A 21641-nucleotide genomic window follows, 5' to 3' on the forward strand; every position below is an offset into this window, starting at 1 on the left:
ACCGGCCTGACGGCGACGCCGGGCGGCGGGACCGGTCCGGCACCGGGTCCGGGCGGGACCGGTCCGGCACCGGGCGGCACCGCGCCCGTGCCGCGAACCGGGGGCACCGCACCCGTGCCGCGTGCGGGCTGACCGGGATCGCCGAGGCTGGTGGGGCGGCGCGGACCGGTGCCGGTGAGGTCGTCGCCCTCCGGCCGTCCGGCGGCCGGGCCGCCGGGCTGGCCGGGAAGGCCGCTGGGCCGGCCCGGGCCGGAGAGGCCTCCCGGCTTGCCGGGACCGCCGAAGGTGCCGGGCTGACCGGGACGTGGGGCGCCGGGCTGGCCGGGACGCGGGGCGCCGGGCTGGCCGGGGGCGGGTAGGCCGCTCGGCTGGTCCGCGGGACCCCTCGGATTGCGGCCGGGCGCGTTCGGCGGCTGGCCGGGACCGGCGCCGCCGGGCGCCGGGCGGACCAGGCCGGCGCTGTGCTGCCCGCCCTCGACCGGACCGGTGCCCTGCTGGCCGGGACCGGCGAAGGCGGCCGGCTGGCCGGGGCCGGCCGCACCACGCGGCTGCTGACCGGGCGCGGCACGCCCGGCCGGCTGCCGGCCCGGCACGGCACGACCACCCGACTGTTGGCCCGGCCCCTGCTGGGTTCCCTGCCTGCCCGGCCGCTGCTGCCGCTGACCGGGCTGCCCGGCTCCAGGCTGCGGCCCGGTTCCGGGAAGGCCGACACCGGGCTGCCCGATACCAGGCTGCCCGGCACCAGGCTGTCCGATGCCAGCCTGTCCTGCGCCGGGCTGTCCTGCGCCGGGACGTCCCGCTCCCGGCTGGCCCGCGCCGGCACGACCGGCACCGGGCTGACCCTGGCCAGGCTGGCCCATGCCGGGACGACCGGCACCAGGCTGGCCGGCGCTGCGCTGGCCGGGACCGGGCTGGCCGGGACTGTGCTGGCCAGGACCAGGCTGGCCGGGACTGTGCTGGCCAGGACCAGGCTGGCCGGGACTGTGCTGGCCAGGACCAGGCTGGCCGGGACTGTGCTCGCCAGGACCAGGCTGGCCGGGACTGTGCTGGCCAGGACCAGGCTGGCCGGCGCTGTGCTGGCCCGCGCTGTGCTGCCCCGGACCGGGCTGGCCGGAACCGGGCTGATTGGCGCCGGGCTGGACGGGCCGGCCCTGCGGCTGGCCGGGGCGCGCGCGGCCGGCGCCGCGGGCCGCGGCCGCCCGGCCGGCGGCCTCGCCGGCTCGGGCGATCTGGCCGGTCGTGCCGATGACGCCGGAGGCGCTGCCCGCCATGGCACCCGCGCGACCGGGCACGGCGGGCGTCCGCACGCCCTCGCGCCCCGGTACGACCGGCGGAACCACGGACGCGGACGCGCGCACGGGCTGGCCGCCGGCGGCGGGCGCGGCCCCGCGCCCGCCCCGTCCGGCGGGGTCGGGTGCGGTGCGGCCGCGCGGGCCCTGTGCGCCGCGGCGCCCCATGCCCGGGCCGGGCTCGTCATCGGGGTCGGCGGCGCCGTGCTGGCCGCCCGCGCGGGCTCCCGGCCGGCCCGATGGCGGCAGGGCACCGGTGTGCTGGCCGAAGGCCTCGCCGGGCTGCTGACCGGCGTCGGGACGGCCGTGCCGGCCGCCCGGCTCCGCCGGGTGCCCCTCGGCGCGGGCGTGCGCCGCGGAGTTGCGCGAGCCGAACGACTCGTTGGGTACCGCCGAGACCGGACGGCTGGAGCCGCCGGCCGGGCGCGCGGTACCCCGGCCACCGGCCGCGAAGCCGCCGATCTCATCGGGCGCGGCGTGGCCGCCGGACTGCTCGGGTGCGGCGTGGCCGCCACGGACCGGTCCGGACTGCTCCGGCGCCGCGTGACCGCCACGCGCCGGGCCCATGCCCGCCTGGCCCGGCGGGACCGGGGCGGCGTCGGGGCGGGCACGCCGGCCCTGTCCGGCGCCCGCGCGGCCGCCGGACACCGGCTCGGCGCTGGAGCGCCCGGGTGGCGCGAAACCGGACGGGTCGCCGCCGGGACGGCCGGGGCCGAAACCGGACGGGTCGCCGCCGGGGCGACCGGGCACGTAGCCGCTCTGGTCGCCGCGGCCGCGGCCCGGCGCCGGCGAGACGGGTCCGGGCGCACCGGGCTGGTCGGGACGGGCGTGGCCGGCCGGGCGGCCGGGTTCCTGGTGCCGGGCGGCGCGGCTCGCGGGCGAGACCGGGCGGCCCGGCAGCGGTCCCGCCTCGGCCGGTGGCGGCACCGCGGCGCGGCGGCCGCCGGGCGCGGGGCCGGCCGGGCCGGGGCGGCCGGGCGAGACCGGGCGCACCGCCGGAATCTGGGGCGCGTTGCCCGAGGCGGGCACGGCCGAGGTGGGACTGATCGCGTTGAAGGATCCGGTCGGCGCGCGGCCGCCCGTCAGCCCCGGCTCGATCTGCCGGCGACCGTGACCGGGAGCCGGCACGTCGCTCGGATCGGGCACGGCCGCCGCGGCGCGTCGCCCGGCGGGCCGGATGCCCGGCTCGCTCCGATCGACCGGGGCGTGCCGTCCGGCGGGCTCCGCCGGGCCCGCACCGCGCCGGGGCGGCGCTTGACCTGGCACGGGCGGCTGACCCGGCACGGGCTGACCGGGTGCGGGCTGACCGGGTGCGGCGCGGCCCGGCACGGGCGGCTGACCCGGCACAGGCTGACCGGGTGCGGCGCGGCCCGGCACGGGCTGGCCGGGCGGCGACTGCCAGGCACCGGTCGCACGCTCAGCGGAGGCGGGCGGGCGGCCCGGCGGCCGGGCGCCGCTGACGGGCGCCGAGGACGGCGGCCCGGCCGGGGACCGGGGCGCGACCGGGAACGGCGAGTCGTCGTCGACCGGGTCGTCCGGGCCCGGGGCCCGGCGGCCGCTCTTGCTGGTGCGCGCCTCGGCGGAGCCGGGACCGATCGCCGAACGCTCCTCCTTGGCGCTGCGCAGGTCGTCGAGCCAGCCGGTCTCCTCGCGGGGCACCTCGACGGGCTCGACGGCCTCCGTCCGGCCGCGACCGAAGAGGCGACGGCTCTTGCCGGCCTGTTCGCGCTGGTCGGCGTCGTCGTCGGGCCTGTCGGCACCGCGCCTGCTCACGGCTGATCCTCTCCGGCGGCTACGCCGCTGTCGTTCGCCTCGGGCCCGCCGGCGGGCGGGCCGTTCGCCTTGCTCCCGCCCTGTGACGGGCCACCCTCGCCCGGGGACGAGCCGCCCGAAGGCGGCGGCCCCTGGTAGGACGGCCCCCGGACGATTCTGCGCAGGCGGGGCAACCGCTCGCCGACCGCGCGTTCCGCACCGTGGTCCGTCGGGTCGTAGTAGTCGACGCCGATCAGATCATCCGGCACATACTGCTGCCTAACAACACCCTTGGGGTCGTCGTGTGGATAGCGGTAGCCCGCGCCGTGACCAAGGCCACGCGAGCCAGCGTAGTGCGAGTCGCGTAGGGCTGCCGGGACCGCGCCCCCGCGCCCGGCGCGCACGTCTGCCATCGCCGCGCCGAGGGCGGTCGTCACGCTGTTCGACTTCGGGGCCGTCGCCAGGTGCACGACGGCCTGTGCGAGGTTGAGTTGGGCCTCCGGCAGGCCGACCGACTGGACCGCCTGCGCGGCCGCCGTGGCGACCAGCAGCGCCTGCGGGTCGGCCATGCCGATGTCCTCGCTCGCGAAGATCACGATGCGCCGGGCGATGAACCGGGGGTCCTCCCCCGCGACCAGCATCCGGGCCAGCCAGTGCAGTGCCGCATCCGGGTCGGAGCCGCGCATGCTCTTGATGAAGGCGCTGGTCACGTCGTAGTGCGCGTCGCCGTCGCGGTCGTATCTGACCGCGGCCACGTCGACCGCCTTCTCCGCGGTGGCCAGGTCTATCTCGGTGACCTGCTGCGCCTGCGCGGACCCGGCCGCCGCCTCGAGCGCGGTCAGCGCCTTGCGGACGTCGCCGCCGGCCAGGCGTACCAGGTGGTCCTCGGCCTCGGCGGTGAGGGTGACCGCGCCGCCCAGGCCGCGCGGATCGGTGACCGCGCGGCGGATCAGCTGCCGCACGTCGTCCTCCTCGAGCGCCTGCAGGGTGAGCAGCACGCAACGGGAGAGCAGCGGTGAGATGACGGAGAAGTAGGGGTTCTCGGTGGTCGCCGCCAGCAGCGTCACCGTGCGGTCCTCGACGGCCGAGAGCAGCGAGTCCTGCTGGGTCTTGCTGAAGCGGTGCACCTCGTCGATGAACAGCACGGTCGGCGGGCCGCCGGCGCGGCGCTGGCGGCGGGCCGTGTCGATGACCGCCCGGACGTCCTTGACCCCGGCCGTCAGGGCCGACATCGCGACGAACCTACGGTCGGTGGCGCCGGCGACGAGGTGGGCGATCGTGGTCTTGCCGGTGCCGGGCGGCCCCCACAGGATCACCGACATCGGCGTGGTGCCGGTGACCAGCTGGCGCAGCGGGGCACCGGGCGCGAGCAGATGCTGCTGGCCGACGAGCTCGTCCAGGCCGGCCGGGCGCATCCGGACCGGCAGCGGCGAGTCGGCCGACCAGGTGGTGAAGCCGGCGGACTCCGCACCGGCCGGTGGCGCGGTGCGGACGCCGCCCGGCTCGTTCAGGGGGAACAGTCCGTCGAATTCCATGTCGGCAACGACAGTACCGGCCCGCCCTCGAGTGCCGGAAATGCACCGAAAGGCGGGCCGAGTAGTTGAATCGGGTGATCAGCCGCGCCCGGGACGACGGCCGTAGAAGCGGCGACCGGAGCCGCCCGTGCCGGTGCGCGGGCCGGCGCCCACGCCGGCCAGGTAGAGGGAGAGCAGCAGCAGCCCGAGCGACGCGAACGTCGGGAAGTTGAACAGGTCGGTGTTCCGGACGTCGAGCAGGTCGAGCAGCAGGTAGATGCCGAAAACTACGGCGGCGGCGATGGCCAGCATGGGTTCCTCCGGGGGGACGAGAGCACTTGCGGTGCTGATACCCCCCGGGTGGTCGTGCGTAAACTCCGCCGAAAACGCGCCGGCCGCCCGCTCAGGGCGTGGGCGCCAGCTCGGCCGCCGGTACCGCCCCGGCCGGCTCGGGCGCGCCCGAGCCGCGGGCGGCCAGGTAGAGCGGCGCCGCCACCGCCAGCACCACCGCGGACACCAGCAGCGAAACCTGCAGGCTCGCCGCCGAGGCGATCGCGGTCAGCGCGACCAGACCGAGCGCGCCGGCCGGCTGGCACACCATCGAGTTCAGGGAGAGCAGGCTCGCCCGGTAGGGGCCCTCGACCTGGCGGTGCAGCAGACCGTTGTGCACCGGGTTCGCCGCGCCGTGCACGGTGTAGCAGATCAGGTAGGCCGCGATGACCCCGGCGGCCCCGGCGAAGAGCGCCATGCCCACCAGGGTCAGGCCCTGCACGATGCGCAGCGTGAAGCCGGTCCACGGCGCGCCGATCCGGCGGGCGAGCAGCGGGACCAGCGCCGCGCCCAGCGCCGAGGCCAGCCAGGCGAGCGAACCCACCGGGCCCATCAGCGCCGACGCCCGGCCGGTGTCGCCGACCACCTCGGCCAGCCGGACCGGCATCAGGCTCTCGAAACCGATCATGCCGAAGCCCCAGAAGACCTCGACGGCGACGAGCGCCACGATGATCCGGGAGCGGCGCAGCAGGCCCAGCGCGCCGCCGATCGCGGCCGGCACCCCGCGCACTGAGGCGGCCAGCGCGGCCAGGCCCCGGCCCGGACGCCGCTCGGTCATCAGGACCGCGACGGCGACGAGCGACACCACCTGGAGCGCGAGCGCCACGTACACGGGCAGGGTCAGCGCGGGGATCGCGCCGGACGGGTCGAGCGCGACGAGGCCGCCGGTCGCCAGGGCACCGGTCGCGACGGCCACGCCGAGCACGACGCCGCTGCGGCTCAGGCCGGTCTCGATGTCGGCGCGCCGGTCGGCGGCGAGCGCCTGGTCGACGTACCAGGCCTCGAGCGGGCCGCTGTCCAGGGCCCGGAAGACGCCCTGCAGGACGTAGAAGATCACGAAGAGCAGGACCGTGTCGGCGACCGTCAGCAGCGACAGGGCGGCCAGTTCGATGACGCCGGCGAGCAGCAGCACCGGCCGGCGGCCGATGGCGTCGGACAGCCCGCCGGTCGGCAGCTCCAGCAGCAGGACGGTGATGCCCTGCAGCGCGGCGGCCGTGCCGTACTGGGCCAGGGTGAGGCCGCGTTCCAGCGGGAGCAGGACGGTGACCGGGATCATCAGGCCGACGGGGAACCAGCGCAGGGCGAGCAGCAGCAGGAACCGCCGCCGGGCGGCGTCCGCGGTGAGCGCGGTCATGAGTCAGCACCCTCCACTCTCGGCACTCCGTAGAGGTAGAGCAGGACCTGGCGGGCGTCCGGGTCCGGCTCGGTCTCGCCGAGCGCGCGGTATCGCTCGATGACCGCGTCGAGCTCGGCCGTCAGGGCCGTGAGCTGGGCGCTGCCGAGGTTGAGGAGGTAGTCGGAGAAGCCGGTCGCGGCGCGCCACTGTGGCGACTCGTCGTTGCGGACGCCCCGCCAGCGCTCGACGCGGTCGACGAGGTGCCGCAGCGCGAAGCCGTCCAGCCAGTCGGAGGCGGCCAGCGCGTCCGGGTCGCCGGCGAACGAGTCCCGCTGCCAGCTGCTCATGTCGTGGGCCGCGCGCCACCAGCGCTCGCGGCCGCGCCCGGCGCCCTCGTCCTCGACGACGAGCCCGACGTCGGCGAGCCGGCGCAGGTGGTAGCTGGTCGCGCCGGTGTTGGTGCCGAGCGCCTCGGCCAGCCTCGTGGCGGTGGCCGCGCCGTCGAGCCGCAGCCGGCCGAGCAGGCGGGCACGCAGCGGATGGGCGAGCACCTGGATCTGCTTGGTGTCGAGGTTCACCTGGGTCGGCTGCATGACTTACATATAAGTTATGCACAGAAGTTATGCAAGCTTCGTGTGCAAGGATGTCGGCCATGATCGATATCCGTCGGGCGGGCGCCGGAGACGCCGGCGAACTCATGCGCCTGCGCACCGTGATGCTGGAGGCCACCGGGCCCTGGCTGGAGCCGGGCACCGCGATCCTGCGCCGCCGGCTCGGCGACCCAGAGGACCTGCTGGCCGCGTTCGTCGTGGACCGGCCGGACGGCGCCGGGCTCGCGGCCTGCGCCGTCGGCGCGATCGACGAACGGCTGCCGGGCCCGGGCGACCCGACCGGGCTCCGCGGGTACGTCTACAACGTCGCGACCGATCCCGGGTACCGCCGCCGCGGGTACTCGCGGGCCTGCATGGCCGCGCTGCTCCGCTGGTACGACCGGCGGGGCGTCACCGCGGTGGACCTGCGGGCGTCACCGGAGGCCGAGCCGCTCTACCACGCGCTCGGCTTCCGGCGCACCGGGCATCCCGCGATGCGCCGGCTCTCCCCGGGGCGTTGACCTAGTTGGAGTGCTTCACCGGTACGGCGGCGCCGTCCGTGCCCGGCGTCGCGGTGGGCTTCGGCTTCGCGTCGATGCCCGCCTCCAGCCGCTGCTGCGCGGTGACCGGGGTCGGCGCGCCGGTCAGCGGGTCGAAGCCGCCACGGGTCTTCGGGAACGCGATGACCTCGCGGATCGACTCGTTGCCCGAGAGCAGCATGCAGGTGCGGTCCCAGCCGAGCGCGATGCCGGCGTGCGGCGGCGGGCCGTACTTGAACGCCTCGAGCAGGAAGCCGAACTTGTCCTGCGCCTCCTCCGCGGAGATGCCGAGCAGGTCGAAGACCCGGCTCTGCACGTCGCCGCGGTGGATACGGACGCTGCCGCCCCCGATCTCGTTGCCGTTGACCACGATGTCGTATGCGTAGGCGAGCGCCCGGTCCGGCGCCTGTTCGAAGTTGTCCATCCACTCCGCGTTGGGCGAGGTGAAGGGGTGGTGCACGGCCGTCCAGCCGCCCTCGTCCGTCTTCTCGAACATGGGCGCGTCGACGACCCAGCAGAACGCCCACGTCGACTCGTCGATCAGGCCGGAACGCTTGGCGATCTCGATGCGGGCCGCGCCGAGCAGCTCCTGCGCCTCGCGCCGCTCGGTCGCCGCCGCGAAGAAGATGGCGTCGCCGGGCTTGGCGCCGACCGCGTCACCCAGTCCGGCCAGGTGTTCGGCGGACAGGTTCTTGGCGACCGGGCCGCGGGCCTCGCCGGTCTCGGCGTCGAGCACCACGTAGGCCAGGCCGCGGGCGCCACGGGCCTTGGCCCAGTCCTGCCAGCCGTCGAGCTCCTTGCGGGTCTGGGCCGCACCGCCGGGCATGACCACCGCGCCGACGTAGCCGCCGGCGTCGATTGCGCCGGCGAAGACCCGGAACGACGTGCCGCGCAGGTATTCGGTCAGCTCGGTCAGCTCGACCCCGTAGCGCAGGTCGGGCTTGTCGGAGCCGTACCGGTTCATCGCGTCGGTCCAGGTGATCCGCGGGATCGGCGTCTGCACCTGGTAGCCGGCGAGCTCGCCCCACAGCTTGACGACGAGCTCCTCGCCGAGCTCGATGATGTCGTCCTGGGTGACGAAGGACATCTCGATGTCGAGCTGGGTGAACTCCGGCTGCCGGTCGGCGCGGAAGTCCTCGTCGCGGTAGCAGCGGGCGATCTGGTAGTAGCGCTCCATGCCCGCGACCATCAGCAGCTGCTTGAACAGCTGCGGGGACTGCGGCAGGGCGTACCAGGAGCCGGGCTGCAGGCGGACGGGCACCAGGAAGTCGCGGGCGCCCTCGGGCGTCGACCGGGTCAGGGTCGGCGTCTCGATCTCGTTGAAGTCGCGGGCGTGCAGCACCTCGCGGGCGATCTGGTTGGCCCGGCTGCGCAGCTTCAGGGCGTTCGCCGGGCCGCTGCGGCGCAGGTCGAGGTAGCGGTACTTGAGGCGCAGGTCGTCGGAGGCCGTGACGGCATCGTCGACGGGCAGCGGCAGCGGCGCGGCCTCGGAGAGCACGATCAGCTCGGCGGCGGTGACCTCGACGGCGCCGGTGGGCAGCTCGGGGTTCTCGTTGCCGTCCGGTCGCTGGGTTACCTCGCCGGTGACCTGCACACAGAACTCGTTGCGCAGCGCGTGCGCGTCCTCCTCGCGGAAGACCACCTGGACGACGCCCGAGGCGTCGCGCAGGTCGACGAAGATGACGCCTCCGTGGTCGCGCCGGCGGGCGACCCACCCGGCGAGCGTCACCGTCTGACCGGCGTGGCTCGCGCGCAGGCTACCGGCGTCATGGGTACGGATCACGGAAACGTCTCCTCACAGAATTTCACGGGGCGCACCTGACATTGTGTCAGCTACGCCCCGCGGTCAGCGCACGGCCCACGAGGTTGCCCGCAGGTTCGCCGTGCCGCTCGAGGACACCTCGGTGACCTCGACCCGGACCATCCGCACGCCCGTGCGGCCCGCACCGGCGTCGATGGCGGGGCCGGCGCCGGGCGGTGTCGCGGGGTTCGACCCGGAGGTGGCCGCCGATTCCGGCGACTCACCGGCGTCCGGGCCGGGCGGGGACGACCGGGCCGTGGACGGCGAGCCACCGGACGCCGGCGTCCCGGACGGCGAGGGCCCCGAGGGCGAGGCCGCGGGCCGCCGGATCGCCGGCCCGGTCAGAATGCACAGCACCAGGCCCTTCTTCGCGGGGACGGTCGTGGCGCCGCCCAGCGGGCCGGCGCGGACCGCTCGGGTGCAGCCGTCCTCACCGACGTCCGCGTCATTCGGTTGGCTTCCCGCCACCGCGCCCGGCCCCAGCGCCAGCCGCGGCGCCGCCTCCTTCTCGCACCAGCTCTGGTAGCGCAGGTCACCGGTCTTTCCCGGCACGTTCACCCGCGGCTCGTCCAGGTCTATGAAGGTCGTCGTGCCGCACTCGGCCGGTATGCGCAGGTTCTGGTCCGTGTACGTGTTGACCGGCACGTACGCCGGGGTATACGAGCGGCGGAAGGCCTCGTCGGCCCGGCCGAGCGCCCGCCAGGCGATCAGTCCCGACCCGGCGGAGACGAGCATCGCGAGCATCGCCAGCAGCACGGCGAAGACGACACCGCGGCGCGGTGGCGGCTCCGCGGGCCCGTCCGAGTCGGCGGAGGCGAGGCGTTCGGTCGGGCCGTCGTCGTAGGGATCGGCCGAGACCGGCCAGGCGGTGGTGGAGTTGGCGGCACGGAATACGGACATGGCAGGGCTCCGCTCACATGGCGACGAGGGGTGCGCTCACACCATCGGGCGCAGAACACCGCAGAGCGGCATAGAAGCACTCTAAGATCGCGAACCGGCCGCGGCCCATCCCCCGAATCGGGAGGTCACCGGGACGGATTACCGCGCCGCGGTCTCAGCCGCCCGTGGATTCGGGGTAGCGCCGCGCGAGGATGTCGAGGGCGCGGCGGCCCCAGGTGATGTTCTCCCGTTCGAAGCTGATGCCGCGGTGGAGCGTCAGATAGGGGCCGATCCGGCTGCCGGTGGCGAGGAACTCGTCCTCGGTGCGGTCGCCGAGGATCTCGGCGAGGCTGCGTTCATAGGCGGCGAGCCGCTGGCTGCTGGACTCGATGCGGGACCGGATCGACGACCGCACGCACGAGACGTCGGCGTGTGCGAGCGCCTCGACCTGGACGAGGAGTTCGTCGCGGACGGTGGTCGGCTTCGGTTCCCGCCGGGTGAACTCGCCGAGTGCGGCCCGGCCCGCGTCGGTGACGGAGAAGAGCCGCTTGTCGGGGCGCTTGTCCTGCTTGACCACGCGCGCCGACAGCATGCCCGCGGCCTCCATCTTCTCGAGCTCGCGGTAGAGCTGCTGCGGCGTCGCGGCCCAGAAGTTGGCGACGGAGACACTGAATTTCTTGGCCAGGTCGTACCCCGACGATTCGCGATCGATCAGGGCCGCCAGCAACGCGTTCCTCAGTGCCACGGTCGCATCCTACGGACCCGCGTCACCGGGCCCGGGGCCGGAACTCGGGCGTGGTCCTGTTCTGCACGGCGCGCCGGAGCACGCCGGTGTTCGGCAGCCGCAGCAGCCGCAGCTGTTCCCACCGCTCCCGGGCGAAGGTGCGCCGGGCGCTGCGGGTCAGCGCGCCGTCGAGCAGCCGCTTGGCCGCGGCGATCGCGTCCGGCGACTTCGTGAGCAGCGACTCGGCGAAGTCGGTCGCGGCCTTGACGGGGTCGTCGACCACCTCGGTGACCAGGCCGATGCGCTGCGCCTCGGCGCCGGTGATGGTCTCGGCCGTCATGGTGAGCCGCTTGGCGACGTCGAGCCCGACCACTTCGGTGAGGCTGCGGATGCCGCTCATGTCGGGGATGATGCCCCACTTGCCCTCCATCACCGACCACTTGGAGTCGGGGGTCGCGAACCGCAGGTCCGCGGCGAGGGCGATCTGGACGCCGCCGCCGTAGCAGTGGCCGTGCACCGCCGCGACGACCGGCACGGGGATGCGCCGCCAGGCCCAGCACGCCTCCTGGAAGAGGTTGGTGCCGCGCCAGGGCGGCGACACGAACGCCCGCGCGACGCGGCCGGGCGTGCGCAGCGCGCCGGCGATGTCCAGGCCGGCGGTGAAGGACGCGCCCTCGCCGGCGATCACTACGGCGCGCAGCGTGCGGTCGCGCCGCAGCCACCGCGCGGTCCGGACCAGGTCCTCCAGGGTGTCGAGGGTGAGCGCGTTGAGCTTGTCCGGCCGGTCGAGGCGCACGTGTGCGATCCCGTTCTCGACCCGGGTGGTCACGTATTTCAGCTGCATGTCTCTCGGCTCCACAGGGCTTGCTGACTCAGAGGCGGGCGGCGAGCTCGGTCGCCTGTTTGATCGCTCGTTTGGCGTCGAGCTCGGCGGCGACGTCGGCCCCGCCGATGACGTGTACCCGGACGCCGCGCTCCTCGAGCGGGCCGACGAGATCGCGTACGGAGCTCTGCCCGGCGCACAGCACCACCGTGTCCACATCGAGCACCCGCCGTTCGCGGGGGGACTTGGGGTCGCGCGGGTCGGCGGGCACGGAGATGTGCAGCCCGTCGTCGTCGATGCGCAGGTACTCCACCGCCCGCAGCATGGTGACCCCGGAGTCCACCAGCGTGGCGCGGTGCACCCACCCGGTGGTCCGGCCCAGGCCCTTGCCGAGGGCGGTCGCCTTGCGCTGCAGCAGGTAGACCTCCCGGCGCGGCGGGGACTTCACCTTCGTGGTCAGGCCGCCGGGTGCGGTCTGCGGGTCGGCGACGCCCCAGCGCCGCATCCAGTGTTCGAGCGGTTCGTTCGGCTCGTGCAGCAGGAACTCGCCGGCGTCGAAGCCGATGCCGCCGGCACCGACGATCGCGACCCGGTCCCCGGCGGTGGCGTCGCCGCCGATGAGCTGCTGGTAGGTGAGCACCTTCGGGTGATCGACGCCGGGGATGTCCGGCACGTGCGGGCGTACGCCGGTGGCGACGACGACCTCGTCGAAGCCGGACAGCTCCTCCGCCGTGGGGCGTGCGGAGAGGTGGAGCCGCACTCCGCGTACGTCGATCATGTGGCGGTAGTAGTCGAGGGTGCGGGCGAACTCCTCCTTGCCGGGGATCCGGGCGGCGAGCCGGAACTGGCCGCCGATGGTGTCCGCGGCCTCGAACAGCTCGACGCGGTGGCCGCGGCCCGCCAGCTCGATCGCGGCGGCGAGCCCGGCCGGGCCCGCGCCGACGACGGCGATGCGCTTGACCGTGCGGGTGGGCAGCAGGTTCAGCTCGGTCTCGTACCCGGAACGCGGGTTCAGCAGGCAGGTGGCCCGTTGGTTGCGGAAGGTGTGGTCCAGGCAGGCCTGGTTGCAGGCGATGCAGGTGATGATCTCGCGCTCGCGCCGCTGCGCGGTCTTGGTGACCCACTCCGGGTCGGCCAGCAGCGGGCGGGCCATCGAGACGAGGTCGGCGTCGCCCGCGGCGAGGACCTGCTCGGCGGCCTCGGGGCGGTTGATCCGGTTGGACGCGACGACCGGGATCGACACCTCCTTGCGGAGCTTGCCGGTGACCCAGGCGAAGGCGGCGGCGGGCACCGAGGTCACGATGGTCGGCACCCGGGCCTCGTGCCAGCCGATGCCCGTGTTCAGGATCGACACACCGGCGTCCTGCAGCTCCCGCGCGAGCTCCGCGGTCTCCTCCCAGGACTGCGCGTTGTCGACGAGGTCGAGCAGGCTGATCCGGTACTGGACGATGAAGTCCTCGCCGACCAGTTCCCGGGTGCGCCGGACGATCTCGAGCGGGAACCGCATCCGCTTCGCCGCCGTTCCGCCCCAGGCGTCGGTGCGGTCGTTCGTGCGGGCGGCGAGGAACTGATTGATCAGATACCCCTCCGAGCCCATGATCTCGACGCCGTCGTAGCCGCCCCGGCGCGCCAGCGCGGCGGCACGGGCGAACGCGGTGGCGGTCCGGTCGACCTGGCGGGCCGTCATCGCCCGCGGCCGGAACGGCGTGATCGGCGACTTGCGGCCCGACGCGCCCAGGCTGAACGGGTGGTACGAGTAGCGGCCGGCGTGCAGCACCTGCAGGAGGATCTTGCCGTCGTGCTCGTGCACGGCGTCCGTCACGACGCGGTGCGCGTCGGCGTGGCTTCCGCTGGTCATCCGGCTGCCGAACGGCGCAAGCCAGCCGCGCCACGTCGGCGCGTAGCCGCCCGTCACCATCAGGGCGACGCCGCCGCGGGCGCGCTCGGCGAAGAAGGCCGCCAGCTTCGGCAGATCCCTCTCCCGGTCCTCGAGCTTGGTGTGCATGGAACCCATCACCACCCGGTTGCGCAGCACCGTGTGGCCCAGGTCCAGCGGGCTCAGCAGCGTCGGGTACCTGTCCGAGGCCCCGTCCATGCTCGTCGTCATCGGACTCCTTAGTCCTGCTTCCCGACGGTCGTCCTCGGGAACACAGCGGAGGCCAATATACAAAGAAATGCATAGTAAAAAAAGTGACTAGGGTGCCCTCATTCCGCGAGCCGGCCCAGCGCCGTGAGGATGGCGGCGTGGCGTTCGGCGCGGTGGCCGCCCTCGGGCGCCGGACCCAGGGCCAGCACCGGGTGCATGACCCGGTACGTCATCCGGTAGAGCACGACCTGGGTCGCCACCACCCGCCACTGCGCGGCCCGGGCGGCCGGTGGCCGGTGGCCGAGCTCGGTGATCGTGAACCAGGCCGGGAACAGCGCGTGCGCACCGACCGCGGCGTCGATACGGTCCCGGACGTGCACCGCGAGCTCCTCCACCACCGCCGTGCCGCGATGCGCCCGGTAGACCTGCTGCCGGAGGGCGTCGTCGGCCAGCGCCGACCGGGCCGCCTCGCAGCCGGCCTGCGTGGTGCGCAACTCCTCGGTCTGCGCGCGCAACCGCTCCCGCTCCCGCCGGTACGCCGCCGCGGCCCTGCGGAAGGCGCGGCCGCCGGCCCGCTCGCAGGCGAGCGCCCGGCTGGCCTCCAGCGCCCGGGTCCGGGTCTCCTCCGCGCCGCGCTCCAGCTCCTCGTACGCGGTGATCCGCTCGTCGAGCGCCGCGCGGCTCTCGTCGTCCAGGATGGTGGCCCGGATGTCCTCGGCCTCGCGCACCATGGCGACCATCGGCTCGAGCACGGGCGAGATCTCGTCCAGCTCGATCGGCACTACGCCGTGCTCGAGACGCAACCGCCCCTCGATGAGGTGGATCTCGCCGCTGAGCCGGGCGATCGCCTGCCGGGCGCCGCGCAGCTCGCCCAGCCGCACGTCGCTGGCGTCGAGGCGGGCGTCCAGCTCCCTGGCCCGCTGCTCGGCGGCCTTGCCGACCTGCTCGATCTGGTCGGTCAGCTGGGTACGCAACATGCCGAGCCGGCGGCGGAACTCGTTGCGCAGCCCGTCGGCGACCCGGGCCAGGTCGGTCTGCTCGTCGAGGTTGCTCACGCCCTGACCTCCGCCGGCGTCCCGGCGAGGCCGCGGGCGCCGGCCCACAGGACGACCGCCGCCACGAGCAGCGCCAGCGCCCCGATCAGCCCGTACGCGGGCAGCAGCCCGGCCGCGACCAGGGCCGCGGCGACGACGACCAGGCCGAGCAGCACGATGGCCGTCAGCAGCCGGCGCCGGGCGGCCCGGACGTTCGCACGGTCCAGCACCGCGATGAGGTCGTTCGTCGCGTCGAAGACCCGGACGAGCTGGTCGGCGTGCCGTTCCTGCTCCGGCATGAGGCGGCTCAGCACCGCGTGCCTGGCGGCCAGCTCCCGCTGGCGCTTGAGCGTCTGGTCCCGTAGTTCCGAAGCACTCACACGGACCCCCACCTAGTCACGTAGAGCTATGTTCGCAGCACTGAGTGCTGTCGAAACTGTACGGTCTACCCGGCGAGACCGGTCAATCCCACGGACGGGTCGATGGCGTTCAGGACGGCGACGAGCCGCTTCTCCTCGCCGATGAAGTGGGTCTCCAGGATCGCCGCGAGCCCGTCCAGCTCGCGCTGGATCCAGGTCACCCGTTCGCGGTCCGCCTCGCCGCTCAGCCGGCCCGCCGCCGCGCTCACGCCGGCGAGCAGCCCGGCGATCACGTGATGGTCGCGGACCAGTGCCGCCAGGAACTCCCGCAGCTCGGGGTGGCGCGCGGCGAGCACGGGGAACACGCTCGCGTCCTCGCCGGTGTGGTGCCGGGTCACCGCGGCGCAGAAGGCCAGGCAGTGCGCGCCGAGGTCGCGGTCGGGAACGACGCCCTCGCGCAGGTCGGCCAGCCGGTCGCGCAGGTCGGCGTGAATTGCGATCAACTGATTTCCGTACGCCAGGAAGCGGGCGTACTCGCCGGGGTGGTTGTGCACACGGGTCCCACGGGTCCGGCGCCTCCATGCCCACGGCGGCCTGTTCGCCGGGTGCACCGCGACGCTGCCGATCATCCGATCAGGCGCCCGGTCGCGGCGTCAAGCGCCGTGCCGCAGGTTCGCCGTCATCGCGCGCACCTCGGCGAGCCGGTCGGCCAGGTCCCGAGGGTGACCCGGGGCGCCCGGGCGGGCATCGGCGGGACGCGGCCCGGACGGCGGCCGGTAGTTGACCCCGAGCGCGTCGAGGCGTTCGAGATGCGGGCCCAGCCGGGCGCGGAAGTCCGCGAGGTCGCGCCGCCGCGGGCCCCAGGTCGCCTCGGCGAACGCGCACAGCCGCGGGTAGGTCTGGTAGTCGACGCGGCGCTCCGACTCCAGGTGCTCGGTCCAGACGTTCGCCTGCGCGCCGATGATCCGCTTCTCCTCCTCCGCCGTGAGCCCGGCCGGCACCGGCTCGAACGCGTACACGTCGGCGACGGTCAGCAGGGTGCCGACCGGGGTGGGCTCCCCCGGGTCGTCGGACTGGCGGTAGTCGAGGTAGACCGAGGTGTCCGGGCAGGAGACCACGTCGTGGCCGGAGCGGGCGGCGAGGACGGCCGGCCCGGTGCCGCGCCAGGCGGCGATGGTGGCGCCGGCGGGTGCGCCGCCCGCGAGGATCTCGTCCCAGCCGAACACCCGGCGGCCCCGCAGCGCCAGGTGCTCGGCCATCCGGGCGGTGAACCAGGCCTGCAGGTCGGCCGGCCCGGCCAGGCCCTCCGCCGCGACCCGCGCGCGGCCGTCCGGGCCGTCCCACTCGCCGGACGGGCACTCGTCCCCGCCGATGCCGATCAGTTCGCTCGGGAAGATCGTGCAGACGTGGTCGAGGACCGCGCGGCAGAAGTCGAGGGTCGCGTCGCGGACGTTCAGCACGTGCGGCGAGATCCCCCAGGATGTGCGGACCTCGCGGGCGGCGCCGCTGCCCAGCTCCGGGTACGCGGCGATGGCGGCCTGCATGTGGCCGGGCATGTCGATCTCGGGCACGACGGTGACGTGCCGCTCGGCCGCGTACGCGACGATCTCCAGCAGGTCGTCCGCGGTGTAGAAGCCGCCGTGCGGGCGGCCGTCGTAGCGGTCGTGCACCCGTGCGCCCAGCATCGACGCCGCGCGCCGGGCACCCACCGAGGTCAGCCGCGGCCAGCCGGGCACCTCGACCCGCCAGCCCTGGTCGTCGGTCAGGTGCAGGTGCAGCACGTTCAGCTTGTGGAACGCGGCCAGGTCGATGAAGCGCAGCACGCCGGCCACGGGCATGAAGTGCCGGGCGACGTCGAGCAGCACTCCGCGCCAGGCGAAACGCGGCGCGTCCTCGATCCGGACCGCCGGCACGGGCAGCGGGCCGGGCGACGGTCCCCCGCCGGTCCGGTGCGGGCGCAGCGCGGCCGCGGGCAGCAGCTGCCGCAGCGTCTGCGCGCCGTAGAAGACACCCGCCGGCGAGCCGCCCCGGATTTCGATCCCCCGCGCGGTGACGTCCAGGACGTAGCCCTCCGGCGGCAGCCCGGCGGCGAGCCACAGGCCGATGCCGCCGGCCGGGATCAGGCCGCTCAGCCAGGCGGCGACGCCCTCCAGCCCCGGCTCGGCGGTGATCGGGCCCGCCCCGCTCAGCGGGAAGCCGCCGGCGCGCCGGGTGACCGACGCGGGACGCGGAATCACCCCAACATCGCCCGTAAATGGTTCGTTTATGGGTGACATGACCACGCCTCAGAAGTAGGTGTGCAGCACGTCGACGACCACGTCGGCGTCGTCGACGACCGGGATGAACCGCCACTTGTCGAACGCGGTGCAGGGGTGCGACAGCCCGAACCGGAGGAGGTCGCCCACGGCGGGCGCGCCTCCGGTCACGTACGCGTGGTGGTCGTTGAGCCGGGTGACGGTCAGCCCCGCGGCCGCCGGGAGGCCCTCGTCGAAGGGCACGTCCCGCTTGCCCATCCCGACGATCGCCAGCCCTGGCTCCGGCGTGGACAGCACCTGCGCCCACAGCTCCAGCGCCGCGGCGAGGTTGCCCTCACCCGGCTCGCGGTTGAACGGCGTCCGCTCGGAGTAGAAGCCGTCGTCGTGGGTGACCGAGGCCCCGCTGCGCAGCACGGCCCGGACCCGGTGCCCGTCGAGCCACTGCCCCTCGAACGCCTTGACCACCCGGTCGAACCACGCGCTGCCGCCGGCCGAGACGATCACCTCGGCGCTCAGCAGGCCGGCCATCGCCCGCGCCGAGGCGGCCAGGGTGGCGAGGAGGTCGTCGACCGCGGCCGCGTCCGGCAGCGCGCCCTCGTAGGCGGTGACCCCGGACAGCACGACCCCGGGCGCGGCGGCGGCGGCGCGGGCGACGGTCAGCGCCTCCGCGACGGTACGGCAGCCGGTGCGCCCACCCGCGTGGCCCAGCTCGACGAGCACCGGCAGCCCGCCGGCGGCCGCGACGGCCTCGACCGCCGCCACTGAGTCGACCTGCAGGAGCACCTCCCAGCCCCGGGCCGACTCGGCCGCCAGCCAGCGCAGCGCGGTGGGGTCGAGCACCTCGTTGGCGATCAGCACCCGCGGCACGCCGAGCCGGCGCAGCACCAGGGCCTGGCTCGCGGTCGCCACTGTCATGGCCCACGCTCCCGCCGCCAGCTGGGCGTCCAGCAGCGTCGGCGCCATCGTCGTCTTGGCGTGCGGTGCGAAGGAGAACCCGTGCCGGTCCGCGTACGCGGCCATCGTCGCGATGTTCGCCCGCACCGCGGAGTCCCGGACCACGAGCAGCGGCCAGGTGAAGGAACCGTCGAGCAGCGAGTGCCGGGCGGCCACGAAGTCGCGCACGCTCACCTCGCCCGAGGGCAGCCAGAAGCCCTTGGCCCGCCAGTCGATGAGCTCGTCCGGGATGTCGAGGGTCATGTCGGTCTCCTCAGGCTTGACCGCGATGGAGCTTTCGCGCACGCTACTACGGACCAATTCCGAACTACCAGGTGCGAAACAGGGAGGGTCGGCGTGTCCTCGGCGATGGTGATCGGCCTGGTGCTGCACGCCGGCCACCGCGCCCGCTTCGAGGAGGCGGCCCGGACCCTGACCGGAGTCTCCTTCACACCCGCCGTGTACGAGCACGAGGACCAGATCCGCGACCGGGTGGCCGGGCTGCTGGACGCCGGGCTGGACGGGCTGCTGCTCGGGCTGGTCCCGTACGCGCGCTCCCGCGATCTCCTGCCGCCGGACCTGCCGGTCGCGGTCACCAGATCGGCCGCCCTCGACCTCGCGCTGGCCTGGTCCCGGGCCCGCGGCAACGGCTGGCCCGCCACGCCGGTCAGCATCGACACCTTCGCCCGGGACACGGTCGACGAGGTGGCGGCCGCGCTCGAGCTGGACCGTACGACGATCGCCTGCCAACCGTTCGATCCCGAGCGGCCCGTCGCCGACGTCGTCGCCTTCCACCGCGAGCACCTGGCCCGGACCGGCGCCCGCTACGTGATCAGCGTGCGCACCGGGGTCGCCGCGGCCCTCGACGGCACCGTCGCGGTCATCAACGCGCTGGCCACCCCCGGCACGATCCGGTCCGACCTGCACGAGCTCGCGCTGCGGATCCGCAGCCGGCGGGCCGACGGCCGGCGCTTCGCCGCCGGGGTGTTCCTGATCGCCGGGCCCGCGGCGGGCGCCGACACCGACCGGGCCCGGGCCGGCCTGCTGCGCCTGCTGCTCGAGGCCCCCGAGTTCGCGGACGCGTGGATCGACGACCGGGGGCGGCACGGGATCGTCGTCCTCGCACCCGCCGCGCTCTTCGAGGCGGCCACCCGCCACTGGGCCGGGCTGCCCCTGCTCGCCGAGGCCCGCGCCGCCCTCGGCGTCGGCGCGGTGGCCGGCTTCGGCCTGGGCGACTCGGCCCGGGCCTGCGTGGCGCTGGCCGAACGGGCCGCCGCCCGGGCCGGGCAGGACGCCGATCCGGGCGCGTACCTGATCTCCGACAACGGCGCGGTGATCGGGCCGATGGGCGCCTCCGGGCCGCCGCTGGCCTACACCTACCGCGAGCACGGCGGGATCGAGGCGCTGGCCGGGCGGGCCGGGCTCAGCCCGGCGACGCTGTCGCGGCTCGCCGCGATCGAGCGGTCCCTGGCCGGCCGGGCGATCTCACCCAGCGACCTGGCGCGCCACCTGGGCATCACCGATCCGAGCGGTCGGCGGCTGATCCGCAAGCTCGGCGAGTCCCGGCTCGCCGTCGGGGAGGGAAGTTCCCAGCTGCACCGCAGGGGCCGGCCCACCCGCCTCTACCGGCTGGCCATCGCCGCGGCCCTCGACGCCGGGACGACCGGCCACGCCGCCGCGGGCACGCCCGGGCCGGTAGCGGCCACGTGACCTACGACCTGCTGCTGGCCGGCGGCGACGTCTTCGGCATGGGGCGCGCGGACCTCGCGGTCACCGGCGGCCGGATCTCGGCGGTCGGCGCCGGGCTGGCCCGTGACGCGCACACCGTCGTCGACGTCGCCGGTCTGCTGGTCACGCCCGGCCTGATCGACCTGCACACCCACGTCGGGCCCGGCTACTGGGGCATCGACCCCGACCCGATCGCCTGGTACTCCGGCGTCACCACGTGGGTCGACGCCGGCTCGGCGGGCGCGTACACCCTGGACGGGCTGCGCCGGGCCGTCGCCGGCGCGGAGGTGCGGGTGCCGGTGCTGCTCAACATCTCCGCGGTGGGGCTGGCCGGGCGCACCGGCGAGAGCCGCGACCTGGCCGCCTGCGACACCGCCCTGGCGATCGACACCGTGCAGGCCCACCGCGAGTCGATCCGCGGCATCAAGGTCCGCATCGACCGCGAGACGGTCGGCGAGAACGGCATCGAGCCGCTGCGCCGCGGGTGTGCGGTCGGTGACGCCTGCGGCGTCCCGGTCATGGTCCACATCGGTACGGCGCCGCCCGGGCTCGACGAGGTCCTCGGCCTGCTGCGCCCCGGCGACATCGTGACGCACTGCGCCAGCGGCATCGCGGCGCCGCTGGGCCCGGCCGTGCACGCGGCCCGGGAGCGTGGCGTGCTGCTCGACATCGGGCACGGCTCGGGCGGGTTCGCCTTCGACGTGCTCGAGCGGCAGCTCGCGGCCGGGCTGGCGCCGGACACCGTCTCCACCGACCTGCACGCCCGCTCGGTGCACGGGCCGGTCTTCGATCTGCCGACGACGATGGCCAAGCTGCTCGCCGCCGGCCTCCCGCTGACCGAGGTCATCACCGCCGCCACGGCCGGCGCCGCCCGCGCCCTCCGCCTGCCCGGCGGCACCCTGGAGGTGGGTGCGCCCGCCGACCTCGCGGTGTTCCGGATCGAGGAGGGGGCGTTCGAGGTCGTCGACGCGCACCGCCAGGTCCGGCACGCGCCGCTGCGGCTGGTCAACGAGGCGACGTACGTGGCCGGGCGCCGCCTCGTACCCCGGCTGCCGGCACCGGCGGCGCCGTGGATCCCGCTCACCGGCGCACAGCGCGCCGCCCTCGACCGGCGCGAACGCGACGTGCGCGCCCTGCTCGCCGCGCCGCTGGTCGGCGCGGACGGCCTTGCCGAACAGTTTCCCCGACCCACCAGGAGTCCCTGATGTCCAAGCGCGCCATCATCACCGACCGGGCCGCGCCCGTCGGCGGCCCGTACTCGCACGCCGTCGTCGCCGGCGACACGATCTACCTGGCCGGCGCCATACCGGCCCTGCCGGACGGCACCCGGGTGACGGGCACCTTCGCCGAGCAGGCGCACGCCGCGTTCCGCAACCTGGCGGCCGTCGCAGAAGCCGCGGGCGGCAGCCTCGACCAGGCCGTCCGGGTCGGCGTCTACCTGCGCGACTTCGCCGACTTCGCCGAGCTCAACGAGATCTACCCGCAGTACATCAGGGGCGAGCACCTGCCGGTGCGCACCACGCTGCCGGTCCCGCTGGTCGGCTTCGACATCGAGATCGACGCCGTCCTCTACACCGCCTGATCCCTTTCGGTGCCGGCGCGCCGGTTCCCGCCCGGGTTCGCGCCCGTACCGTGTTCTGATCAGGTTGATCAAGCGCAACGCTGCGGG

Annotated in this window: 19 protein-coding genes; 5 read left to right on the plus strand and 14 right to left on the minus strand. The window is 75.0% G+C overall.

Annotated features, from left to right (window positions below; all coding sequences use genetic code 11):
* Nucleotides 1-461 precede the first annotated feature (461 nt).
* On the plus strand, nucleotides 462-3068 hold the full coding sequence (locus tag AB0B58_RS31235; RefSeq protein ID WP_360230814.1) for a pentapeptide repeat-containing protein: 2607 nt from the start codon (nucleotides 462-464) through the stop codon (nucleotides 3066-3068).
* On the opposite strand, the gene AB0B58_RS31240 is transcribed toward AB0B58_RS31235, so the two are convergent.
* The 4 genes from AB0B58_RS31240 to AB0B58_RS31255 all read right to left on the minus strand — a co-directional run bounded on the left by AB0B58_RS31240 (nucleotide 3059) and on the right by AB0B58_RS31255 (nucleotide 6814).
* A complete protein-coding gene (locus tag AB0B58_RS31240) occupies nucleotides 3059-4576 on the minus strand; it encodes a replication-associated recombination protein A (protein ID WP_360230816.1) in 1518 nt (505 codons plus the stop codon). The genes AB0B58_RS31235 and AB0B58_RS31240 overlap by 10 nt on opposite strands.
* Before the next feature lie 78 nt (nucleotides 4577-4654).
* The gene (locus AB0B58_RS31245) at nucleotides 4655-4867 is read right to left on the minus strand and encodes a hypothetical protein (RefSeq protein WP_360230818.1); all 213 of its coding nucleotides are present in this window, start codon (nucleotides 4865-4867) and stop codon (nucleotides 4655-4657) included.
* 91 nt (nucleotides 4868-4958) lie between these two features.
* On the minus strand, nucleotides 4959-6239 hold the full coding sequence (locus tag AB0B58_RS31250) for an MFS transporter (protein WP_360230820.1): 1281 nt from the start codon (nucleotides 6237-6239) through the stop codon (nucleotides 4959-4961).
* Nucleotides 6236-6814 (minus strand): helix-turn-helix domain-containing protein, encoded by a 579-nt coding sequence (locus AB0B58_RS31255; protein WP_360230822.1) that lies wholly within the window; start codon nucleotides 6812-6814, stop codon nucleotides 6236-6238. Before AB0B58_RS31255 ends, AB0B58_RS31250 begins: the two co-directional genes overlap by 4 nt.
* Nucleotides 6815-6873: 59 nt before the next feature.
* On the opposite strand from AB0B58_RS31255, the gene AB0B58_RS31260 reads away from it, so the two are divergent.
* A complete protein-coding gene (locus AB0B58_RS31260) occupies nucleotides 6874-7332 on the plus strand; it encodes a GNAT family N-acetyltransferase (protein WP_360230824.1) in 459 nt (152 codons plus the stop codon).
* Between the two features lies 1 nt (nucleotide 7333).
* Here the strand turns inward: AB0B58_RS31260 and aspS are convergent, their stop codons facing one another.
* From aspS to AB0B58_RS31310, 10 genes are all read right to left on the minus strand, one after another.
* Nucleotides 7334-9133 (minus strand): aspartate--tRNA ligase, encoded by a 1800-nt coding sequence (gene aspS, locus AB0B58_RS31265; RefSeq protein WP_360230826.1) that lies wholly within the window; start codon nucleotides 9131-9133, stop codon nucleotides 7334-7336.
* Nucleotides 9134-9196: 63 nt separating this feature from the next.
* Entirely contained in the window at nucleotides 9197-10051 is an 855-nt protein-coding gene (locus tag AB0B58_RS31270; RefSeq protein ID WP_360230828.1) for a hypothetical protein, read from the minus strand.
* Between the two features lie 154 nt (nucleotides 10052-10205).
* Nucleotides 10206-10775 carry a PadR family transcriptional regulator gene (locus AB0B58_RS31275; protein WP_360230830.1) on the minus strand — a complete coding sequence of 190 codons (570 nt, stop codon included), beginning with the start codon at nucleotides 10773-10775 and terminating at the stop codon, nucleotides 10206-10208.
* A 22-nt stretch (nucleotides 10776-10797) separates the two neighbouring features.
* On the minus strand, nucleotides 10798-11598 hold the full coding sequence (locus tag AB0B58_RS31280; protein WP_360230832.1) for a crotonase/enoyl-CoA hydratase family protein: 801 nt from the start codon (nucleotides 11596-11598) through the stop codon (nucleotides 10798-10800).
* Nucleotides 11599-11626: 28 nt separating this feature from the next.
* The gene (locus tag AB0B58_RS31285) at nucleotides 11627-13684 is read right to left on the minus strand and encodes an NADPH-dependent 2,4-dienoyl-CoA reductase (RefSeq protein WP_360230834.1); all 2058 of its coding nucleotides are present in this window, start codon (nucleotides 13682-13684) and stop codon (nucleotides 11627-11629) included.
* A 98-nt stretch (nucleotides 13685-13782) separates the two neighbouring features.
* Nucleotides 13783-14718, minus strand: coding sequence for a hypothetical protein (locus tag AB0B58_RS31290; protein ID WP_360230836.1), 936 nt, complete (start codon nucleotides 14716-14718; stop codon nucleotides 13783-13785).
* A complete protein-coding gene (locus AB0B58_RS31295; RefSeq protein ID WP_360230837.1) occupies nucleotides 14715-15077 on the minus strand; it encodes a hypothetical protein in 363 nt (120 codons plus the stop codon). Before AB0B58_RS31295 ends, AB0B58_RS31290 begins: the two co-directional genes overlap by 4 nt.
* Nucleotides 15078-15142: 65 nt before the next feature.
* A complete protein-coding gene (locus tag AB0B58_RS31300; protein ID WP_360230839.1) occupies nucleotides 15143-15610 on the minus strand; it encodes a hemerythrin domain-containing protein in 468 nt (155 codons plus the stop codon).
* 99 nt (nucleotides 15611-15709) lie between these two features.
* Complete coding sequence (locus AB0B58_RS31305; protein ID WP_360230841.1) at nucleotides 15710-17293, minus strand: beta-N-acetylhexosaminidase; 1584 nt, start codon at nucleotides 17291-17293, stop codon at nucleotides 15710-15712.
* A 48-nt stretch (nucleotides 17294-17341) separates the two neighbouring features.
* On the minus strand, nucleotides 17342-18508 hold the full coding sequence (locus AB0B58_RS31310; protein ID WP_360230843.1) for an alanine racemase: 1167 nt from the start codon (nucleotides 18506-18508) through the stop codon (nucleotides 17342-17344).
* Nucleotides 18509-18601: 93 nt separating this feature from the next.
* Between AB0B58_RS31310 and AB0B58_RS31315 the strand changes: the two genes are divergently transcribed.
* Genes AB0B58_RS31315 through AB0B58_RS31325 form a run of 3 tightly spaced genes read left to right on the plus strand, consistent with a single transcriptional unit; the run spans nucleotide 18602 to nucleotide 21554 of the window.
* Nucleotides 18602-19954, plus strand: coding sequence for a transcriptional regulator (locus AB0B58_RS31315; protein WP_360230845.1), 1353 nt, complete (start codon nucleotides 18602-18604; stop codon nucleotides 19952-19954).
* Entirely contained in the window at nucleotides 19951-21177 is a 1227-nt protein-coding gene (locus tag AB0B58_RS31320) for an amidohydrolase/deacetylase family metallohydrolase (protein WP_360230847.1), read from the plus strand. The genes AB0B58_RS31315 and AB0B58_RS31320 overlap by 4 nt, the downstream gene beginning before the upstream one ends.
* Nucleotides 21177-21554, plus strand: a complete 378-nt coding sequence (locus AB0B58_RS31325; RefSeq protein ID WP_360230849.1) for a Rid family hydrolase — start codon at nucleotides 21177-21179, stop codon at nucleotides 21552-21554. The genes AB0B58_RS31320 and AB0B58_RS31325 overlap by 1 nt, the downstream gene beginning before the upstream one ends.
* Nucleotides 21555-21641 lie beyond the last annotated feature (87 nt).

Source organism: Actinoplanes sp. NPDC049118, assembly GCF_040648555.1.
Taxonomy (GTDB): Bacteria; Actinomycetota; Actinomycetes; order Mycobacteriales; family Micromonosporaceae; genus Actinoplanes.

Coding starts and splice junctions, on each gene's coding strand:
- AB0B58_RS31280 (WP_360230832.1), bottom strand. CDS start 11,598: ATGCAGCTGAAATACGTGACCACCCGGGTCGAGAACGGGATCGCACAC.
- AB0B58_RS31245 (WP_360230818.1), bottom strand. CDS start 4,867: ATGCTGGCCATCGCCGCCGCCGTAGTTTTCGGCATCTACCTGCTGCTC.
- AB0B58_RS31250 (WP_360230820.1), bottom strand. CDS start 6,239: ATGACCGCGCTCACCGCGGACGCCGCCCGGCGGCGGTTCCTGCTGCTG.
- AB0B58_RS31310 (WP_360230843.1), bottom strand. CDS start 18,508: ATGACCCTCGACATCCCGGACGAGCTCATCGACTGGCGGGCCAAGGGC.
- AB0B58_RS31240 (WP_360230816.1), bottom strand. CDS start 4,576: ATGGAATTCGACGGACTGTTCCCCCTGAACGAGCCGGGCGGCGTCCGC.
- AB0B58_RS31325 (WP_360230849.1), top strand. CDS start 21,177: ATGTCCAAGCGCGCCATCATCACCGACCGGGCCGCGCCCGTCGGCGGC.
- AB0B58_RS31270 (WP_360230828.1), bottom strand. CDS start 10,051: ATGTCCGTATTCCGTGCCGCCAACTCCACCACCGCCTGGCCGGTCTCG.
- AB0B58_RS31285 (WP_360230834.1), bottom strand. CDS start 13,684: ATGACGACGAGCATGGACGGGGCCTCGGACAGGTACCCGACGCTGCTG.
- AB0B58_RS31260 (WP_360230824.1), top strand. CDS start 6,874: ATGATCGATATCCGTCGGGCGGGCGCCGGAGACGCCGGCGAACTCATG.
- AB0B58_RS31255 (WP_360230822.1), bottom strand. CDS start 6,814: ATGCAGCCGACCCAGGTGAACCTCGACACCAAGCAGATCCAGGTGCTC.